The sequence below is a fragment of the Sphaerisporangium fuscum genome (assembly GCF_018531465.1).
GTDB classification, from domain to species: domain Bacteria; phylum Actinomycetota; class Actinomycetes; order Streptosporangiales; family Streptosporangiaceae; genus Sphaerisporangium; species Sphaerisporangium fuscum.
Window position 1 is genome coordinate 45,203 of the sequence record NZ_JAHDTF010000012.1, and the last position, 15,942, is coordinate 61,144.

Genomic DNA, 15,942 nt, shown 5'->3' on the forward strand with positions numbered 1-15,942 from the left:
CCTTTAGCTGGGTGGGGCTACCAGGACTTGAACCTGGGACCTCTTCCTTATCAGGGAAGCGCTCTAACCGTCTGAGCTATAGCCCCGCTCGTGCGTGCCAGAGAACTTTATCGCCTCTCTGGCGCTGAGGCGAACCGTCTCTCTGACAGGGAAAAGCTTACCGTGCTCTGGGCATGCCCGCGCCAACCGGACGCACTCGTTATCGTCGTGCGATCAACGGCGCGGGATGCCGTTGAGGGCTGTGGACGGCCCTCAACGGCGTCTCCGGTGTTACTCGGCCTCGCTGAAGGTCACCTCGACGCCGCCCACCAGGTCGGAGGCGACGTTGTAGATGACCGCGCCCAGCGTGGACAGCGCCGTGATCAGTACGACGTTCACCGCGCCCAGCAGGGCGGTGTAGCCGAGGATGCGCACGGGCTCGAACCACGACTTGATGTCGAGGCCGCTGGTGGTCTTGCCGTCGGGCACGGTGAGCTGCGTCACGGTGTTCACGATGGAGTCGAAGACGCCGAGCGCGGACAGCACGCCGTACAGGACGGCGACCGCCACGAAGAGCACGACGAAGCAGACCAGTGAGACGACGAAGCTGAACTTCATCGCCGACCACGGCTCGACCCTGCGGAGCACGAGGTGGGCCTTGCGCGGTGCCTTGGCCGCGGCCGGCTTGTCACGCTGCCCGGAACGTCCGGCTACCGGCTCCGGCGAGGCCAGCCCGCCCAGGGCGCCCTGAGATGCGCCGGCAGCGGGTGAGGACGCCGGGCGCGGGCCACCAGGACCGGGCTTCGGCGCCGTGCCCGGACCGCCGGGCCTCGGAGCGTTCGCCTGCGACGCGGACGCGGGCGGCGGAGTCGCGGCGGACGGCTTCGCCGCCCTGGCCGGGCCTCCGCCCTGACCGTCAGAGGGCGACCAGGACTTGTCGGGCACGCCGGACGAGCGGATGCGCAGGGTCGCGTCTCCGCTCTCGCCGTCTCCCGCAGGGGCCGCCGAACCATCTTCAGTGGACACGATGACAACTCTGTCATCACTCTGGTCCCGCGAAGAACGCGCCTTGCCCGGGTTTTCCGAGGTGTTAACGCTCTCCGTCACCTGGTTACGGGTGGAGGAGTTCACCGAGGACGCCGGACGTGCCCCCTTGCCGGCGGTCGGGCGCTTGCGGTTCGCCGAGGTACCGGGTGGTTTCGCGGCACCGCCGGAGCTGGCCTGAGGACTCATTCGTCGTCATCTCCCCCGTTGTCCCCGTTGTCCTCGCTGTCGAGTGATTCGGCATTGCGGGCGAGGGCTACAACGCTGTCTCCCTCTGAGAGGTTCATCAGGCGCACTCCCATGGTCTGGCGGCCGGACTGCTTGATCTCGCCCGCGCTGGTCCGGATGACCCCGCCGGCCGAGGTGATAGCGAACACCTCGTCCTCGGGACTCACCATGACTGCACCGACCAGCTTGCCACGGGCACTGACAATCTTCGCAGTCAGTACACCCTGCCCGCCTCTACCCTGTACCGGATATTGGTCGGCAGGAGTCCGCTTCGCATACCCGCCTTCTGTGGCGATAAGCACGTCTTCGCCGTCGCTGATCACGTTCATCGCCAGCAGTTCGTCGCCGTCGAGGAACCTCATGCCGATGACACCGCTGGTCGCGCGGCCCATCGGCCGCAACGTGTCGTCGGAGGCGGTGAAGCGGATCGACTTGGCGCCGCGGGAGACCAGCAGGAGGTCGTCGTTCTCGGAGACGAGCCGGGCCGCGATCACCTCGTCGTCCTCGCGGAGGTTGATGGCGATCAGGCCGCCGGACCTCGGGGAGTCGTACTCCGAGAGCCGGGTCTTCTTCACCAGGCCGCTGCGGGTGGCCAGCACGAGGTAGGGCGAGACGCCGTAGTCGCGAAGGTCGAGGACCTCCATGACGTGCTCGTCGGGCTGCATCGCCAGGAGGTTGGCCAGGTGCTGGCCCCGCGCGTCGCGACCGGCGTCGGGCAGCTCGTAGGCCTTGATGCGGTAGACGCGGCCCTTGTTGGTGAAGAACAGCAGCCAGTGGTGGGTCGTCGTGACGAAGAAGTGCTCGACGATGTCGTCCTGGCGCAGTTGCGCGCCCCGGACGCCCTTGCCGCCGCGCTTCTGGGCACGGTAGAGATCGGTCTTGGTGCGCTTGGCGTAGCCGCCCCGGGTGATCGTGACGACCATGTCCTCTTCGGCGATGAGGTCCTCGATGGACATGTCGCCGTCGTAGGCGATGATCTCGGTCTTGCGGTCGTCGCCGTACTTGTTGACGATCTCGTTGAGCTCGTCGGAGACGATCTGCCGCTGGCGGGGCTCGGACGCCAGGATCTCCTGGTAGTCGGCGATCTGCGTCATCAGCGCGTCGTACTCGTCGGTGATCTGCTGGCGTTCGAGGGCGGCGAGCTTGCGCAGCTGCATGTCGAGGATGGCCTGCGCCTGGATCTCGTCGATCTCGAGCAGCTCCATCAGGCCGACGGAGGCCTGCGCCGCCGAGGGCGACCTGCGGATCAGCGCGATCACGTCGTCGAGCCGCTCCAGGGCCTTGAGCAGGCCGCGCAGGATGTGGGCGCGCTCCTCGGCCTTGCGCAGCAGGTAGCGCGTGCGGCGGACGACGACCTCGACCTGGTGGATGATGTAGTGCTTGACGAACTGGTCGAGACGGAGCGTGCGCGGCACGCCGTCGACCAGGGCGAGCATGTTGGCGCCGAACGTCGTCTGCAGCTGGGTGTGCTTGTAGAGGTTGTTCAGCACGACCTTGGCGACGGCGTCGCGCTTGAGCACGATCACCAGGCGCTGGCCGGTGCGCGAGGAGGTCTCGTCGCGCACGTCGGCGATGCCGGTGACCTTGCCGTCCTTCACCAGCTCGGCGATGGTCAGCGCCAGGTTGTCGGGGTTGACCTGGTACGGCAGCTCGGTGACGACCAGGCACTGCCGGCCCTTGGCGTCCTCCTCGACCTCGACGACGGCCCGCATGGTGATCGAGCCGCGCCCGGTGCGGTACGCGTCGTCGATCCCCCGGCGGCCGACGATCAGGGCGCCGGTGGGGAAGTCGGGGCCCTTGATGCGGGCGATCAGGCCTTCGAGGAGCTCTTCGTCGGTGGCCTCGGGGTTCTCAAGGGCCCAGCGGACACCGGAGATCACTTCGCGCAGGTTGTGCGGCGGGATGTTGGTCGCCATGCCGACCGCGATGCCGGCGGATCCGTTGACCAGGAGGTTCGGGAACCGCGACGGCAGGACGACGGGCTCCTGGGAGCGGCCGTCGTAGTTGGGCTGGAAGTCGACCGTCTCCTTGTCGATGTCACGGATCATCTCCATGGCGATCGGCGCGAGACGGCACTCGGTGTACCGCATGGCGGCGGCCGGGTCGTTGCCGGGCGAGCCGAAGTTGCCCTGGCCGTCGACCAGCGTGTAGCGCAGCGCCCACGGCTGCGCGAGACGCACCACCGTGTCGTAGATCGACGCGTCGCCGTGCGGGTGGTAGGAACCCATCACGTCACCGACGACGCGGGAGCACTTGAAGTAGCCGCGGTCGGGGCGGTACCCGCCGTCGTACATGGCGTACAGGACGCGCCGGTGCACGGGCTTGAGGCCGTCGCGCACGTCGGGCAGCGCGCGCGACACGATGACCGACATCGCGTAGTCCATGTAGCTGCGCTGCATCTCGGACTGGATGTCGACCGGTTCGATGCGGTCGGCGGGGGTGCCCGGTGGGATGTTGACTTCGGTCACGGGTGAAATGTCCTTTTTCGAAGATCAGGCTGTACGGCTACCGCTACACGTCCAGGAAGCGGACATCCCGTGCGTTTCTGATGATGAACGACCTGCGGGCCTCGACGTCCTCACCCATGAGCACGGTGAACATCTCGTCGGCCTGGGCGGCGTCGTCGAGGGTGACCTGGAGGAGAACCCGGGTGGCCGGGTTCATCGTGGTGTCCCACAGCTGGGCGGCGTTCATCTCGCCCAGACCCTTGAACCGCTGGACGCCGTCGTGCAGGCGCGGGTCGCGCTTGCCCTGCTCGATGCCGGCCTGGATGACGGCGTCGCGCTCCCGGTCGGAGTAGGCGTAGCTGGCGTCCTCGCCCTTGCGGTCCCACTTGATCTTGTAGAGCGGAGGCTGCGAGAGGTAGACGTGCCCGGCCTCGATCAGCGGCCGCATGAAGCGGAACAGCAGCGTCAGCAGCAGCGTGGTGATGTGCTGACCGTCGACGTCGGCGTCGGCCATCAGGATCAGCTTGTGGTAGCGCAGCTTCTCGATGTCGAACTCGGCGTGCACACCCGTGCCGAGCGCGGTGATCAGCGCCTGGACCTCGTTGTTCTTCAGCACCCGGTCGATGCGGGCCTTCTCGACGTTGAGGATCTTGCCGCGGATCGGGAGGATCGCCTGGAACTTGGGGTCGCGCCCGCCCTTGGCCGAGCCGCCCGCCGAGTCACCCTCGACGATGTAGAGCTCGCACTTCTCGGGCTCGGTCCACTGGCAATCGGCCAGCTTGCCCGGCAGGCCCGAACCGGCCTCCAGCAGCGACTTGCGGCGGGTGAGGTCGCGGGCCTGGCGCGCGGCGATGCGGGCGCGGGAGGCCTGCAGCGACTTGTTGAGGATCTCTTTGGCCTCGCCCGGGTTGCGCTCGAACCAGTCGCGCAGGAAGTCGTTGCAGGCCTTCTGGACGAACGACTTGGCCTCGGTGTTGCCGAGCTTGGTCTTGGTCTGCCCCTCGAACTGCGGGTCCGCCAGCTTCACCGAGATGATCGCGGTCAGGCCCTCACGGATGTCCTCACCGGTGAGGTTGTCGTCCTTGCCCTCCTTGAGGATCTTCTGCTCGCGCGCGTAGCGGTTGACGATGCTCGTCAGCGCGGCGCGGAAGCCCTCCTCGTGGGTGCCGCCCTCCGCCGTGTTGATCGTGTTGGCGAAGGTGTAGACCGACTCGGTGTAGGAGGAGTTCCACTGCATGGCGATCTCGACGGAGATGCCGTCGCCCTCGGACTCGAAGTCGATGACCGAGTTGTGGACCGCCTCCTTCTTCGCGTTGATGTGCCGGACGAAGTCGGAGATGCCGCCTTCGTAGTGGTAGGTGACCACGTGCGGTTCGTCGCCGTTGACATGGTCCTCGCGCTCGTCGCGGAGCACGATGGTCAGGCCCTTGTTCAGGAAGGCCATCTCCTGGAAGCGACGCGACAGCGTCTCGAAGTTCCAGGTCGTCGTCTCGAAGATCGTCTCGTCGGCCCAGAAGGTGGTCGAGGTGCCGGTCTCGTCGGTCGGCTCGCCCTTCTCCAGCGGAGCGTCGGGGACACCATGGGTGTAGGACTGCCGCCAGTGGTGGCCGTCGGTGCGGACCTCGACCTCGAGGCGCTTGGACAGGGCGTTCACCACGGCCGCGCCGACGCCGTGCAGACCGCCGGAGACCGCGTAGGACTTGCTGTCGAACTTACCGCCCGCGTGCAGGACGGTGAGGACGACCTCGACGGCCGGGCGCTGCTCGCCCGGCACGATGCCGACGGGGATGCCGCGGCCGTTGTCCACGACGCGGACGCCGTTGTCGGCGAGAAGGGTGACCTCGATGTGGTCGGCGTACCCGGCGAGCGCCTCGTCGACCGAGTTGTCCACGATCTCCTGGACGAGATGGTGGAGACCCCGCTCACCGGTCGAGCCGATGTACATGCCTGGGCGCTTACGAACCGCCTCAAGTCCTTCGAGAACGGTGATTGAGCTAGCGTCGTAGGACAAGTGTGAAATCCTCCTGCCGCGGACACGCGGCAGGCCAGACCGTCAAGTGTCTGCCCCTGCCGTGCCCGTCACCGTCGTGAGTGCCTCGATGCGACCACCCAGGGGTACCGGCACCGTAAGCCGGGGGTGACTCGCATGCGGACGTGTCCGGAATCCGAGTTCATTCTACCGGTCAGAAGCGCATCAGGTGGCATTGACGGCGGCTGTGATGGCCTGTCCGGCGTTCAATGCCCTCGCGAGCATCCCCCCACGAGGGACGGGGGTCGCTGGCGTCCACGCGAATTCTGATCGGTTTCCCCGGGGAGCGACCTTCCTGATCTCGCTGTTCCGCCGCCGCGAGCCGCCCCGTCAGCCGTAGGTGTCTCGCGGACCTCGGCTACCGGTCACGCGCAGGCCACCCCTCGGCCTGGGGCCGTTCAAGGGACCGCGCACCTTGACCCGCTGCACGGTGCCGTCGCCGAGCTCTTCGTTCAGCCGTCTGACCAGCGTGGACGCCAGCAGACGCACCTGGGTGGCCCAGGCGGTGGAGTCGGCCACGACCACGACCTCGCCGTCGGCGAAGGTCTCCGGCTTGGTGTGCGCGGCCAGGTCGGGTCCCACGATCTCGTGCCAGCGCCCGAACACGCCGCCCACGGCGACCGGCTGCTCCCACCCCCGGTCGGCGAGCAGGTCGCGGATGGCACGGCCGAAGAGCAGCGGGTCGCCGCCGTCGCGCCGGAGCGCCGCCCGGCGGCGCGGCTCGCGCCGCGGGAGCTGCCCGCGCTTGGCGGCGTCGGCCTTGGCCTGGGCCAGCTTCTCGCGCGCCAGCGCCGCCCCCCGAGCCGCGATCATCTCCGGGGACTGGACGCCTCCGGGCGCCACGGGGCCGGGGACCTCCTGCGGGGGCCGGCCGGAGAACTCACCTGGCACGGATGACGCTCCCTTCCGCGACGTCGAACCGGGCGCCCGCGAGCTGCGGGGGGACGTCTTCGGGGACGGCCGCGGTGATCAGCACCTGCTCGGCCGGGGCCACGATGTCGGCCAGGCTGCGGCGCCGGCGGCTGTCGAGCTCGGCGAACACGTCGTCGAGGATCAGCACGGGATCACCGCCCTCGGCCCGGAGCAGGTCGTAGGCGGCAAGGCGCAGCGCCAGCGCGAACGACCACGACTCGCCGTGGCTGGCGTAACCGCGTGCCGGAAGCTCGCCCAGGCGCAGCAGCAGGTCGTCGCGGTGGGGGCCGACGAGCGTCACGCCGCGTTCGAGCTCCGCCTGCCGCACCTCCAGCAGGCTCGCCCGCAGCGCCTCCTCGAGGAAGGCGCGGTCGGCCACAGGGCGGGCCAGACCTGTGGACGGCCCGCGGCCGACCGCGCCGTCCTCGTCGGACGACATCCCCAGGCCTGTGGACATCTTCGGCGGTTCCGGGAGTCCGGCCCTGTCAGGCGCCCCCGGATCTGTGGATATTTCTGGTGATGCCCTGTGCACGAGCGGGAGGCCTGTGGACATCGGGCCCGCCTCCCCAGGGCGGATCCCCAGCCCTGTGGAAACAGTGCCCCGGTATTCGATGTCCGCCGGGGCCGAGGAAGGGGCCAGCATGGCGTACGCCGCGGCGACGAGCGGACGCAGCGCCTCGACGAGCTCCAGCCGCGCGGCGAGCAGCTCGGCGCCATGGCGGGCGAGGTGGGCGTCCCAGACGTCAAGCGTGCTCAGGGCGTCGCCCGCGCCCGCGGCGGCGAACCCCGCCTCGGCCTCCTGTCGGCGCGAGCTCTGCCGCCGTCCGGGCCTGGCCTGCATGGCGCTGCGCAGCAGGGCGCCCCGCTGCTTGAGCACGCGGTCGTAGTCGGCGCGCACCCCGGCGAAACGCGGCGCCCGGGCCACCAGCAGGTCGTCGAGGAACCTTCGCCGGTCGGCGGGGTCGCCCTTGACGAGCGCGAGGTCCTCCGGGGCGAACAGCACGGTGCGCAGCAGACCGAGGATCTCGCGGGGCCTGGGGACGGGGGAGCGGTTGAGCCGGGCCCGGTTGGCCCGGCCGGGGTTGATCTCCAGCTCGACCAGCGCCCGGCGATCGTCGCGAACGATCATGGAACGGACGATCGCCCGTGTGGCGCCCTGCCGGACGAGGGGGGCGTCGGTCGCCACGCGGAAGCTTCCGAGCGTCGCCACGTAACCGATGGCCTCGACCAGATTGGTCTTGCCCTGGCCGTTGGGACCGACGAACGCCGTCACCCCCGGCTCCAGGGCCAGCTCCACGGCGGAGTAGGACCGGAAGTCGGTCAGGGACAGATGGGCGACATGCACCCCACGAAGGTTAGTGCGCCCCTAGGACAACAACAGCACGCATCGCACCCTGAACCTCGCCGCGATCTTCTCGGCGCCCCTGCGAGCCCTACAGGGCCGCGCAGGGCCGTCCTACACACGCAGGGGGCTGCGGCTGTGAGGCCGCACCACGGCCGAACCTCACAGCCGCCAGGGGGACGCCGGCGCGCCTGGCCGGCGACACACTCAGCGCTGGGCTTCCACAGGGGGTGTGACGTCGGCGCCGGGGGCGTCGGCGCCCTTGGCGTGCTGGCCCTCGGCCGAGGAGACCGCGTGGCCGCCGAACTGGTTGCGCAGGGCCGCGACCATCTTCATCGCCGGGGAGTCCTCCTGCCGGGAGGCGAAGCGGGCGTACAGCGCCGCGGTGATGGCGGGCAGGGGGACGGCGTGGTCGATCGCCGCCTGGACCGTCCACCGGCCCTCGCCGGAGTCTTCGGCGTAGCCCTTGAGCTCGGACAGGTCGGGGTCCTCGTCGAGGGCGCGCACCAGCAGGTCGAGCAGCCACGAACGGATCACCGTGCCGGTGCGCCAGCTCTTGAACGTGCCGGGCACGTCGGTGACGGTTTCGGTGGCCTCCAGCAGCTCCCAGCCCTCGGCGAAGGCCTGCATGATGCCGTACTCGATGCCGTTGTGGACCATCTTGGCGAAGTGGCCCGCGCCGACCTTGCCCGCGTGGACGAAGCCGTCCTCGCCCTCGGGCTTGAGCGACTCGAAGATCGGCATGAGCTTCTGGACCTGCTCGGCGTCGCCGCCGACCATCAGGGCGTAGCCGTTCTGGAGACCCCACACGCCGCCGCTGACGCCCACGTCGAGGAATCCGACGCTCTTGGCGCCGAGCTGCTCGGCGTGCTTCTGGTCGTCGAGGTAGTGGGAGTTGCCGCCGTCGATCACGATGTCGCCGGGCGAGAGCAGCTTGCCGAGCTCGTCGATCGTCGCCCTGGTCGGGCCACCCGCGGGCACCATCACCCACACCACCCGCGGCGCCTGCAGACGCTCGGCGAGCTCCTCCAGACTGCCGACGTCGGAGACCTTGGGATCACGGTCGTACCCGACCACGTCGTGGCCTGCCCGGCGGAGCCGCTCCGCCATGTTGCCACCCATTTTGCCCAGCCCGACCATGCCGATCTGCATCTCAGCCCCCCTCGTGAAGGTCTCCATCATCCACGACGCATCTGACGCGCCGTACCCCGCCCCACCGTCTCAAAACCGGACGGCTAGCTGGACAGGCGGATGGGCATGATCAGGTAGCGGTAGTCGGGCGTCAGGCCGTCGTCCACAGGCTTTCCACCGGTGAGGATGGCGGGCTTGGTGGAGGTCGTGAACTGCAGGCGGGCCACGTCGGAGTCGAGGGCCCCGAGGCCTTCGAGCAGGAACTGGTGGTTGAAGGCGATGTTGATCTCGTCGCCCTCGAACTCGACCGGGAGCACCTCGACGGCCTGGGCCTCGTCGCCGCTGCCCGCCTCCAGCACGACCTCGCCACCGTGGAAGGCCAGGCGCACCGGGGTGTTGCGCTCGGCGACCAGCGCCACGCGCTTGACCGCCTCCACGAACGCCGAGGTCGGGATGTCGGCGTGCGCGGAGAACTCGGTCGGCAGCAGGGAGCGGTACTTGGGGAACTCGGGGTCGAGGAGGCGGGTGGTGGTACGGCGGCCGGCGCTGGAGAAGCCGATCATGCCCTCGCCGGTGCCGCCCGTGGAGCTGAGGGCGATCTCGACCTCGGCGCCGGTGGTGAGCGACTTGGCCGTGTCGGCGAGCGTGCGGCCCGGGATCATCGCGATGGCCGAGAAGTCGGGCTGGTCCGGCTGCCACTTCAGCTCGCGGACGGCGAGACGGTAGCGGTCGGTCGCGGCGAGGGTCACGGTCTCGCCCTCGATCTCCATGCGCACACCGGTGAGCATGGGCAGGGTGTCATCCTTGCCGGCCGCCACCGCGACCTGGGCGACGGCGGAGGAGAAGATGTCGCTGCCGACGCGGCCCGCCGCCGGCGGCATGACCGGCAGCGAGGGGTAGTCCTCGGCGGGCATCGTCAACAGGGTGAACCTGGCACTGCCGCACGTGACGACGGCCTTGGCGCCCTCCACCACGAAGTCCACAGGCTGTGCGGGGAGCGCCCTGGTGATCTCGGCGAGCAGGCGGCCCGAGACGAGCACGAGGCCGGGGTCGCCGGTCTGCAACTCCAGGGTCACCTCGGCGGAGACCTCGTAGTCGAAGCCCGAGAGCTTGAGCTGCTGCTGGTCGGTGACCTCCAGACGCATGCCGGCCAGCACCGGCACCGAGGGCCGTGCCGGCAGGCTGCGGGCGGTCCACGCGACCGCCTCTGCGAGTACGTCTCGGTCGACCCGGAACATCACGGGAATCCGCCTCCTGTTGATCTGCCGCTGTGCGTCGTCGCGGTCTGCATCCGGCTCGACTGCCGTTGATGCAAGTCTTCACCCTCCCGCACGGGAGGACGGTCAGAACCCTTCTATGGGTCTTGAGTTCTTAGTAGAGAGAGATACAGGTCATCTCATTAGGGGCCGTGGATACTGTGGAAAACAGGTGTCTGCCCAGGTCAGGGCCCTGTTTTTGTCCACCGGGCCTGTGGGTGGACGGTGGGTATCGCGGCTCCGCCTGGGGACGGACGAACGTTGCACACAGGCCGTCCCCAGTTTCCGGGTGCTTCATCCACTGGTCATCCACGAGGTTTCCACCGGTTATCCACGGGGTAGAAGTGCCTGCTGGTGTCGTCCTCAGACCCTACCCACAGGCCGTCCCCAGGTCGTCCACCAGTGGTCCCCAGGTCTTCCCCAGCTTGTCCCCAGAGTTGTCCCCAGGCGCCGGTGGGCGCCTTCCCGGACGGTTGCTTGCTTGCTCGCCCGCCGAGGGCCGGTTTCGCGCGTTTCATCGGCACTGTGCCCTGATCCACAGAGATATCCACAGGGTGTGGATCATCAGGCGCTGCGGGAGTTCTGTTTGATGCGGTTCGTCAGCTCGGTGACCTGGTTGTACATCGACCGGCGCTCCGCCATCAGGGACCGGATCTTGCGTTCGGCGTGCATGACCGTGGTGTGGTCGCGCCCGCCGAACTGCTGACCGATCTTCGGCAGGGACAGGTCGGTGAGCTCCCGGGCGAGGTACATCGCGATCTGCCGGGCCGTCACCAGCACCCGCGAGCGCGAGCTGCCGCACAGGTCGTCGATCGACAGCCCGAAGTAGGCGGCCGTCTGCGCCATGATCGTCGCGATCGTGATCTCGGTGCTGGAGTCCTCGGTGATGAGGTCCTTCAGGACGACCTCGGCGAGCTGCAGGTCGACGGACTGCCTGTTCAGGCTGGCGAAGGCCGTCACGCGGATGAGCGCGCCCTCCAGCTCCCGGATGTTCGTGGAGATCTTGCTCGCGATGTATTCGAGCACGTCACCGGGGGCGGCGAGCCCCTCCTGGATCGCCTTCTTCCGCAGGATCGCGATACGCGTCTCGAGCTCGGGCGGCTGGACGTCGGTGATCAGTCCCCACTCGAAGCGGTTGCGCAGCCGGTCCTCCAGGGTCACCAGCTGCTTGGGGGCGCGGTCGCTGGAGATGACGATCTGCTTGTTGGCGTTGTGGAGGGTGTTGAAGGTGTGGAAGAACTCCTCCTGCGTCTGCTCCTTGCCCTCCAGGAACTGGATGTCGTCCACAAGCAGGATGTCGACGGCGCGATACCTGGCGCGGAAACCGTCGGCCTTGTGGTCGCGGATGGAGTTGATGAAGTCGTTGGTGAACTCCTCGGAGCTCACGTACCGCACGCGGGCGCCGTCGTACAGCCGCTGCGCGTAGTGCCCGATCGCGTGCAGAAGGTGGGTTTTCCCCAGCCCCGAGTCACCGTAGATGAACAGCGGGTTGTACGCCTTGGCCGGCGCCTCGGCCACCGCGACCGCGGCCGCGTGGGCGAAGCGGTTCGACGCGCCGATGACGAAGGTCTCGAAGGTGTACTTCGGGTTCAGCCGGGCGGGTTCGCCGGGCTTGCCGCCCCGGCTGTCCCAGCGGTTCTGCACCGGACGGTCGAAGTTCTCCTGCTCCTGCCGGGGACGGCCCTGGCCCTCCGGCCTGCCGGTGAACGGCGGCTGCCCGCCGAAACCTCCGTTCTGGGGGCTGTACGGCTGCCCGCCGTCGCCCTGGGAGAAGGACTGCTGCTCCCCGCGGGGAAAGGACTGCGCGTCGCCGCGCGGATAGGGCTGGGACGACGCCCCGTCCTGCTGGGGGGAACGGGACTGCTCGTCGCCGCCCTGCCCGGGCCTGCCCTGCTGGCCGGGGAACTGCTCCTGCCCCTGGTAGCCGCCCTGTGGATAAGTCTGCGCGGAGCCTGTGGGACCACCGGCGTACGAGCCGTCGGGGGTGCCGCCGTAGGAAGCCTCGCGGTTGTCCCCATAGGAGTAGGAGTAGGGCTGCCCCTGTGGCCGGTCCTGTGGATATCCGGTGGACACCTGCTGGTCGGGGAAGGAGGGACGGCCCGGAAGTTCCTGCCTGCCAGGCTGTCCGTACCCCTGCGATGGTTGTCCACTCTGGGGATAACCCTGCCCGGAGCTCTGGGGATAGCCGTCCGACCGGCCGGGCGTCTCGGCCGCGCCGGCCAGCGGGTCGACCATGACGGCCACCCGCATCGGCCGGCCGAACTCCTGGGAGAGCGCCTGGGCGATCAGCGGCCGGAGCTTGGTCTCGAGGACGTCCTTGGCGAAGTCGTTGGGCGCGGCCAGGATGATCGTGTCGTTGACGAGGCCGAACGGCCTGGTCATGTTCAGCCACGCGCGCTGCTGAGGCGGGACGCTTCCCTCCGCGAAGCTCTCCAGCGCCCGTGTCCACAATGGACCGAGGTCGACGCCATCCATCGGCCGGCCCCTCCTCCCTTACGCGGCCCCCGCACGCTCGCCGCGATCCGTTATCCACATGCGCACCCACCGGAGCGAACTCCGCCGGTGCCGGCCTCGCGGTGGTTCCCCACAGGTTTGTCCGCAGGCTCCCTTCGGTGGTCCACACCGGCTCCACACCGTGTCCACACACGGTCCACACGGCATCCACGACACTCAAGGCGCGCGCGACCACGCACAACAATGAGATTGAGGGAAGGTCCGGAGGGCCGACAGTAGCGCTGTGCACATCCCTGTTCAAGACGTTGTCCACAGCCTAGTGGCAGCTTGGGGAAGGCATGGTGCACATGCTGTGGATGACCGGCGAGGCGGTGGAAAGACATCCTGTGGAATAGTGGATAACCTTGGGCGTCGCGAAGATCTGCCGGCGAAACCCGCGTCCGAGGCGGGGCGGCTTCTCCCGTTCGGTTTGACCTTTGGCCTGCTCGCCCCGTAACGTACGACGGTCGGCTTGTCGCGCGACGGCGCTTTGGCGTGCCCACGCAATCGACAGGCCCTGCCCTGTGTGTCAATCGCCCGCCGTGCGGGTGAACTCAAGCCTGGAGCCCACTCGTGAGCAAGCGTACTTTCCAGCCGAACAACCGTCGCCGCGCGAAGACCCACGGCTTCCGGCTGCGCATGCGCACGCGGGCCGGCCGCGCGATCCTCGCCGCCCGTCGCCGCAAGGGCCGCGCGGAGCTGTCCGCCTGACAGCGCGGAGCGCCCGGTGCGTGGCTTTGTCGCCCGTCGGAACTGACCGGCGGGCGATAGCCGTGCCCGGACCCGTGTCCGTCTGAAAGCAGGTCCACTCGTGCTGTCGTCCGCCTCCCGCATGCGCCGGGGTGAGGAGTTCGCTGGCGCGATCCGTGGAGGGAAGCGCGCCGGGCGTCCCACCCTGGTCGCCCATCTGAGCGATCGGGGCGATCCGCAGGCCCCTCCCCTCGTGGGATTCGTGGTCAGCAAGGCCGTCGGCGGCGCGGTCGTCAGAAATCGCGTGAAGCGTCGGCTGAGACACCTGATGCGGGACCGCCTGCACTCCCTACCGCGAGGTAGCCTGCTTGTTGTACGCGCCAATCCCCAGGCGGCGTCCGCGCGAAGCGAGCACCTCGCCGCCGAGCTCGACGTCGCGCTGGATCGCTTGATCGGGCGGCGGGCGCCTGGACGACGATCCGATCGTCCGGCCGCGACGGATGGACGAGCATGAGTAGCGGTGACCCGCAGGCAAGACAGCGGAACGCGGTCGGAGCGAGCCTTCCGCCGGTGGCCGCGACCATGAGAGCGGGCCGGCAGGCTCCGGAGATCACTCCGGCGGCCAGGATCCTCATGGCTCCGATCAGGTTCTATCGAGCCTTCATAAGCCCCCTCCTTGGGCCGCGATGCCGCTTCGAACCATCCTGCAGTGCCTATGGCCTCGAGGCGATAGCCGTACACGGCGCGCTGCGGGGGCTGTGGCTGACCGCCAGGAGAATCGGGCGTTGCCACCCCTTCCACCCGGGAGGTTACGACCCGGTGCCTCCGCGCCCGGTCCGGTCCCACGACGAAACGCAAGGGAGCTAGCTCGGTGGAGCTGTCATTCCTGGAGCCGCTGTATACGGCGATCGCCACGGTCATCTCGTGGATTCACGCCGCGTACAGCGTCATCATTCCCCCTGATAACGGGCTCAACTGGGCACTGACCATCATCACCCTCACCGTGATGATGCGTCTGCTGATCTTCCCGCTGTTCCTCAAGCAGATGCGCTCGTCGAGGAAGATGCAGGAGCTCGCGCCCAAGGTGCAGGAGCTGCGCAAGAAGTACAAGAACGACAAGCAGCGCATGAACCAGGAGGTCATGAAGGTCTACCAGGAGGCCGGAGCCAACCCTCTTGGTGGATGTCTGCCCGTCGTCGCGCAGTTCCCGATCTTCATCTCCATGTTCACCGTGCTGAGGGCGATCGCCTCCGACAAGGCCGCCCACGGCATGAGCCAGGCGATGGTCGACAGCGCCCGTGCGGCCCACGTCTTCGGGGCGCCGATCCCGGCGACGTTCTTCACCAGTGCGAACGAGATCCACGCCCTCGGTGCCGACCCCATCGTCACCAAGATCGTCCTCGGCATCTTCGTCGCGATCAGCTCCACCACGACGTTCCTGACGGTGCGGCAGAGCGTCACCCGCTCGATGGCGCAGATGCCCGACAACCCGATGGCGCAGCAGCAGAAGATCCTGATGTACATCTCGCCGCTGTTCGCGGTCTTCAGCCTCAACTTCGCGCTCGGGCTTATCCTTTACTGGGTCACCACCAACCTGTGGACGCTCGGTCAGCAACACTGGTTCTACAGCAGGCATCCGATGCCGGTCGTCGACGCGAAGGGCAACGTGGTGCAGCCCGAGCCCAAGCCTGGGTTGCTGAGCAAGATCCTGCCGGGCAAGGCCGCTGACAAGAAGCCTCAGGACGCGCCCGCGCCCGAGCCGGAGCAGAAGGTCATTCGGCAGCAGCCCACCCGGCAGCCGCGCAGCAAGCGCACAGGCACCAAGAAGTCGTAGCCGGTTGTCTTGAAGGAGAGTCCGGACGTGACCGAAGTCAACGAGGAACAGGCCCCGCAGGCCGAGAAGGCCGCGCCTGATATCGCCGCCCTGGAGCAGGAAGGCGAGATCGCGGCCGACTACCTCGAAGGGCTGCTGGACATCGCCGACATCGACGGCGACATCGACATGGATGTCGAAGGCGACCGTGCTCTGGTGTCCATCGTCGATGTGAAGGGCAGCGACCTGGTCGGCCCGCACGGCGAGGTGCTGGAGGCGCTGCAGGAGCTCACCCGCCTCGCGGTGCACCGCCGTACCGGCGAGCGCTCGCGGCTGATGCTCGACATCGCCGGCTACCGGCAGGGGCGCCGGACCGAGCTGAGCAAGCTGGGCGCCAAGGCGGCCGACGACGTCAAGCGCACCGGCAAGGCCAAGTCCCTCCAGCCGATGACGCCGTTCGAGCGCAAGATCGTGCACGACGCCGTCGCGGCGGCGGGCCTGCGGAGCGAGTCGGAGGGCGAGGAGCCCGAGCGCTACGTCGTGGTGCTGCCCGCGTGATCAGCGGGGGCAACCCTCGC

13 protein-coding genes and 1 tRNA gene are annotated in these 15,942 nt (G+C 68.5%); 5 read left to right on the forward strand and 9 right to left on the reverse strand.

The annotated features are described in order from the left end of the window. Positions 1-12: 12 nt before the first annotated feature. From KIK05_RS15385 to dnaA, 9 genes are all read right to left on the reverse strand, one after another. Positions 13-86: transfer RNA gene (locus KIK05_RS15385), tRNA-Ile, on the reverse strand. A 184-nt stretch (positions 87-270) separates the two neighbouring features. Continuing rightward, positions 271-1,005 carry a DUF3566 domain-containing protein gene (locus tag KIK05_RS15390; protein ID WP_308249931.1) on the reverse strand — a complete coding sequence of 245 codons (735 nt, stop codon included), beginning with the start codon at positions 1,003-1,005 and terminating at the stop codon, positions 271-273. Between the two features lie 203 nt (positions 1,006-1,208). Continuing rightward, the gene (gene gyrA / locus KIK05_RS15395; RefSeq protein ID WP_214411393.1) at positions 1,209-3,719 is read right to left on the reverse strand and encodes a DNA gyrase subunit A; all 2,511 of its coding nucleotides are present in this window, start codon (positions 3,717-3,719) and stop codon (positions 1,209-1,211) included. Positions 3,720-3,762: 43 nt separating this feature from the next. After that, on the reverse strand, positions 3,763-5,709 hold the full coding sequence (gene gyrB, locus KIK05_RS15400) for a DNA topoisomerase (ATP-hydrolyzing) subunit B (protein ID WP_214411394.1): 1,947 nt from the start codon (positions 5,707-5,709) through the stop codon (positions 3,763-3,765). 348 nt (positions 5,710-6,057) lie between these two features. Further along, complete coding sequence (locus KIK05_RS15405; RefSeq protein WP_308249932.1) at positions 6,058-6,618, reverse strand: DciA family protein; 561 nt, start codon at positions 6,616-6,618, stop codon at positions 6,058-6,060. After that, a complete protein-coding gene (locus KIK05_RS15410) occupies positions 6,608-7,984 on the reverse strand; it encodes a DNA replication/repair protein RecF (protein ID WP_214411395.1) in 1,377 nt (458 codons plus the stop codon). The genes KIK05_RS15405 and KIK05_RS15410 overlap by 11 nt, the downstream gene beginning before the upstream one ends. 204 nt (positions 7,985-8,188) lie before the next feature. Beyond that, complete coding sequence (gene gnd / locus KIK05_RS15415; RefSeq protein WP_214411396.1) at positions 8,189-9,133, reverse strand: phosphogluconate dehydrogenase (NAD(+)-dependent, decarboxylating); 945 nt, start codon at positions 9,131-9,133, stop codon at positions 8,189-8,191. 83 nt (positions 9,134-9,216) lie between these two features. Then, on the reverse strand, positions 9,217-10,353 hold the full coding sequence (gene dnaN / locus KIK05_RS15420; protein ID WP_214411397.1) for a DNA polymerase III subunit beta: 1,137 nt from the start codon (positions 10,351-10,353) through the stop codon (positions 9,217-9,219). A gap of 579 nt (positions 10,354-10,932) precedes the next feature. Continuing rightward, a complete protein-coding gene (dnaA, locus tag KIK05_RS15425; RefSeq protein WP_214411398.1) occupies positions 10,933-12,843 on the reverse strand; it encodes a chromosomal replication initiator protein DnaA in 1,911 nt (636 codons plus the stop codon). Positions 12,844-13,434: 591 nt separating this feature from the next. Here dnaA and rpmH point away from each other — a divergent pair. From rpmH to KIK05_RS15450, 5 genes are all read left to right on the forward strand, one after another. After that, on the forward strand, positions 13,435-13,572 hold the full coding sequence (gene rpmH / locus KIK05_RS15430; RefSeq protein WP_010849920.1) for a 50S ribosomal protein L34: 138 nt from the start codon (positions 13,435-13,437) through the stop codon (positions 13,570-13,572). A 121-nt stretch (positions 13,573-13,693) separates the two neighbouring features. After that, positions 13,694-14,065, forward strand: a complete 372-nt coding sequence (rnpA, locus tag KIK05_RS15435) for a ribonuclease P protein component (protein ID WP_250562878.1) — start codon at positions 13,694-13,696, stop codon at positions 14,063-14,065. A gap of 68 nt (positions 14,066-14,133) precedes the next feature. Then, the gene (yidD, locus tag KIK05_RS15440) at positions 14,134-14,418 is read left to right on the forward strand and encodes a membrane protein insertion efficiency factor YidD (protein WP_214411606.1); all 285 of its coding nucleotides are present in this window, start codon (positions 14,134-14,136) and stop codon (positions 14,416-14,418) included. Between the two features lie 4 nt (positions 14,419-14,422). Further along, complete coding sequence (gene yidC / locus KIK05_RS15445) at positions 14,423-15,385, forward strand: membrane protein insertase YidC (RefSeq protein ID WP_214411400.1); 963 nt, start codon at positions 14,423-14,425, stop codon at positions 15,383-15,385. A gap of 27 nt (positions 15,386-15,412) precedes the next feature. Beyond that, on the forward strand, positions 15,413-15,922 hold the full coding sequence (locus tag KIK05_RS15450) for a Jag family protein (RefSeq protein WP_214411401.1): 510 nt from the start codon (positions 15,413-15,415) through the stop codon (positions 15,920-15,922). Positions 15,923-15,942 lie beyond the last annotated feature (20 nt).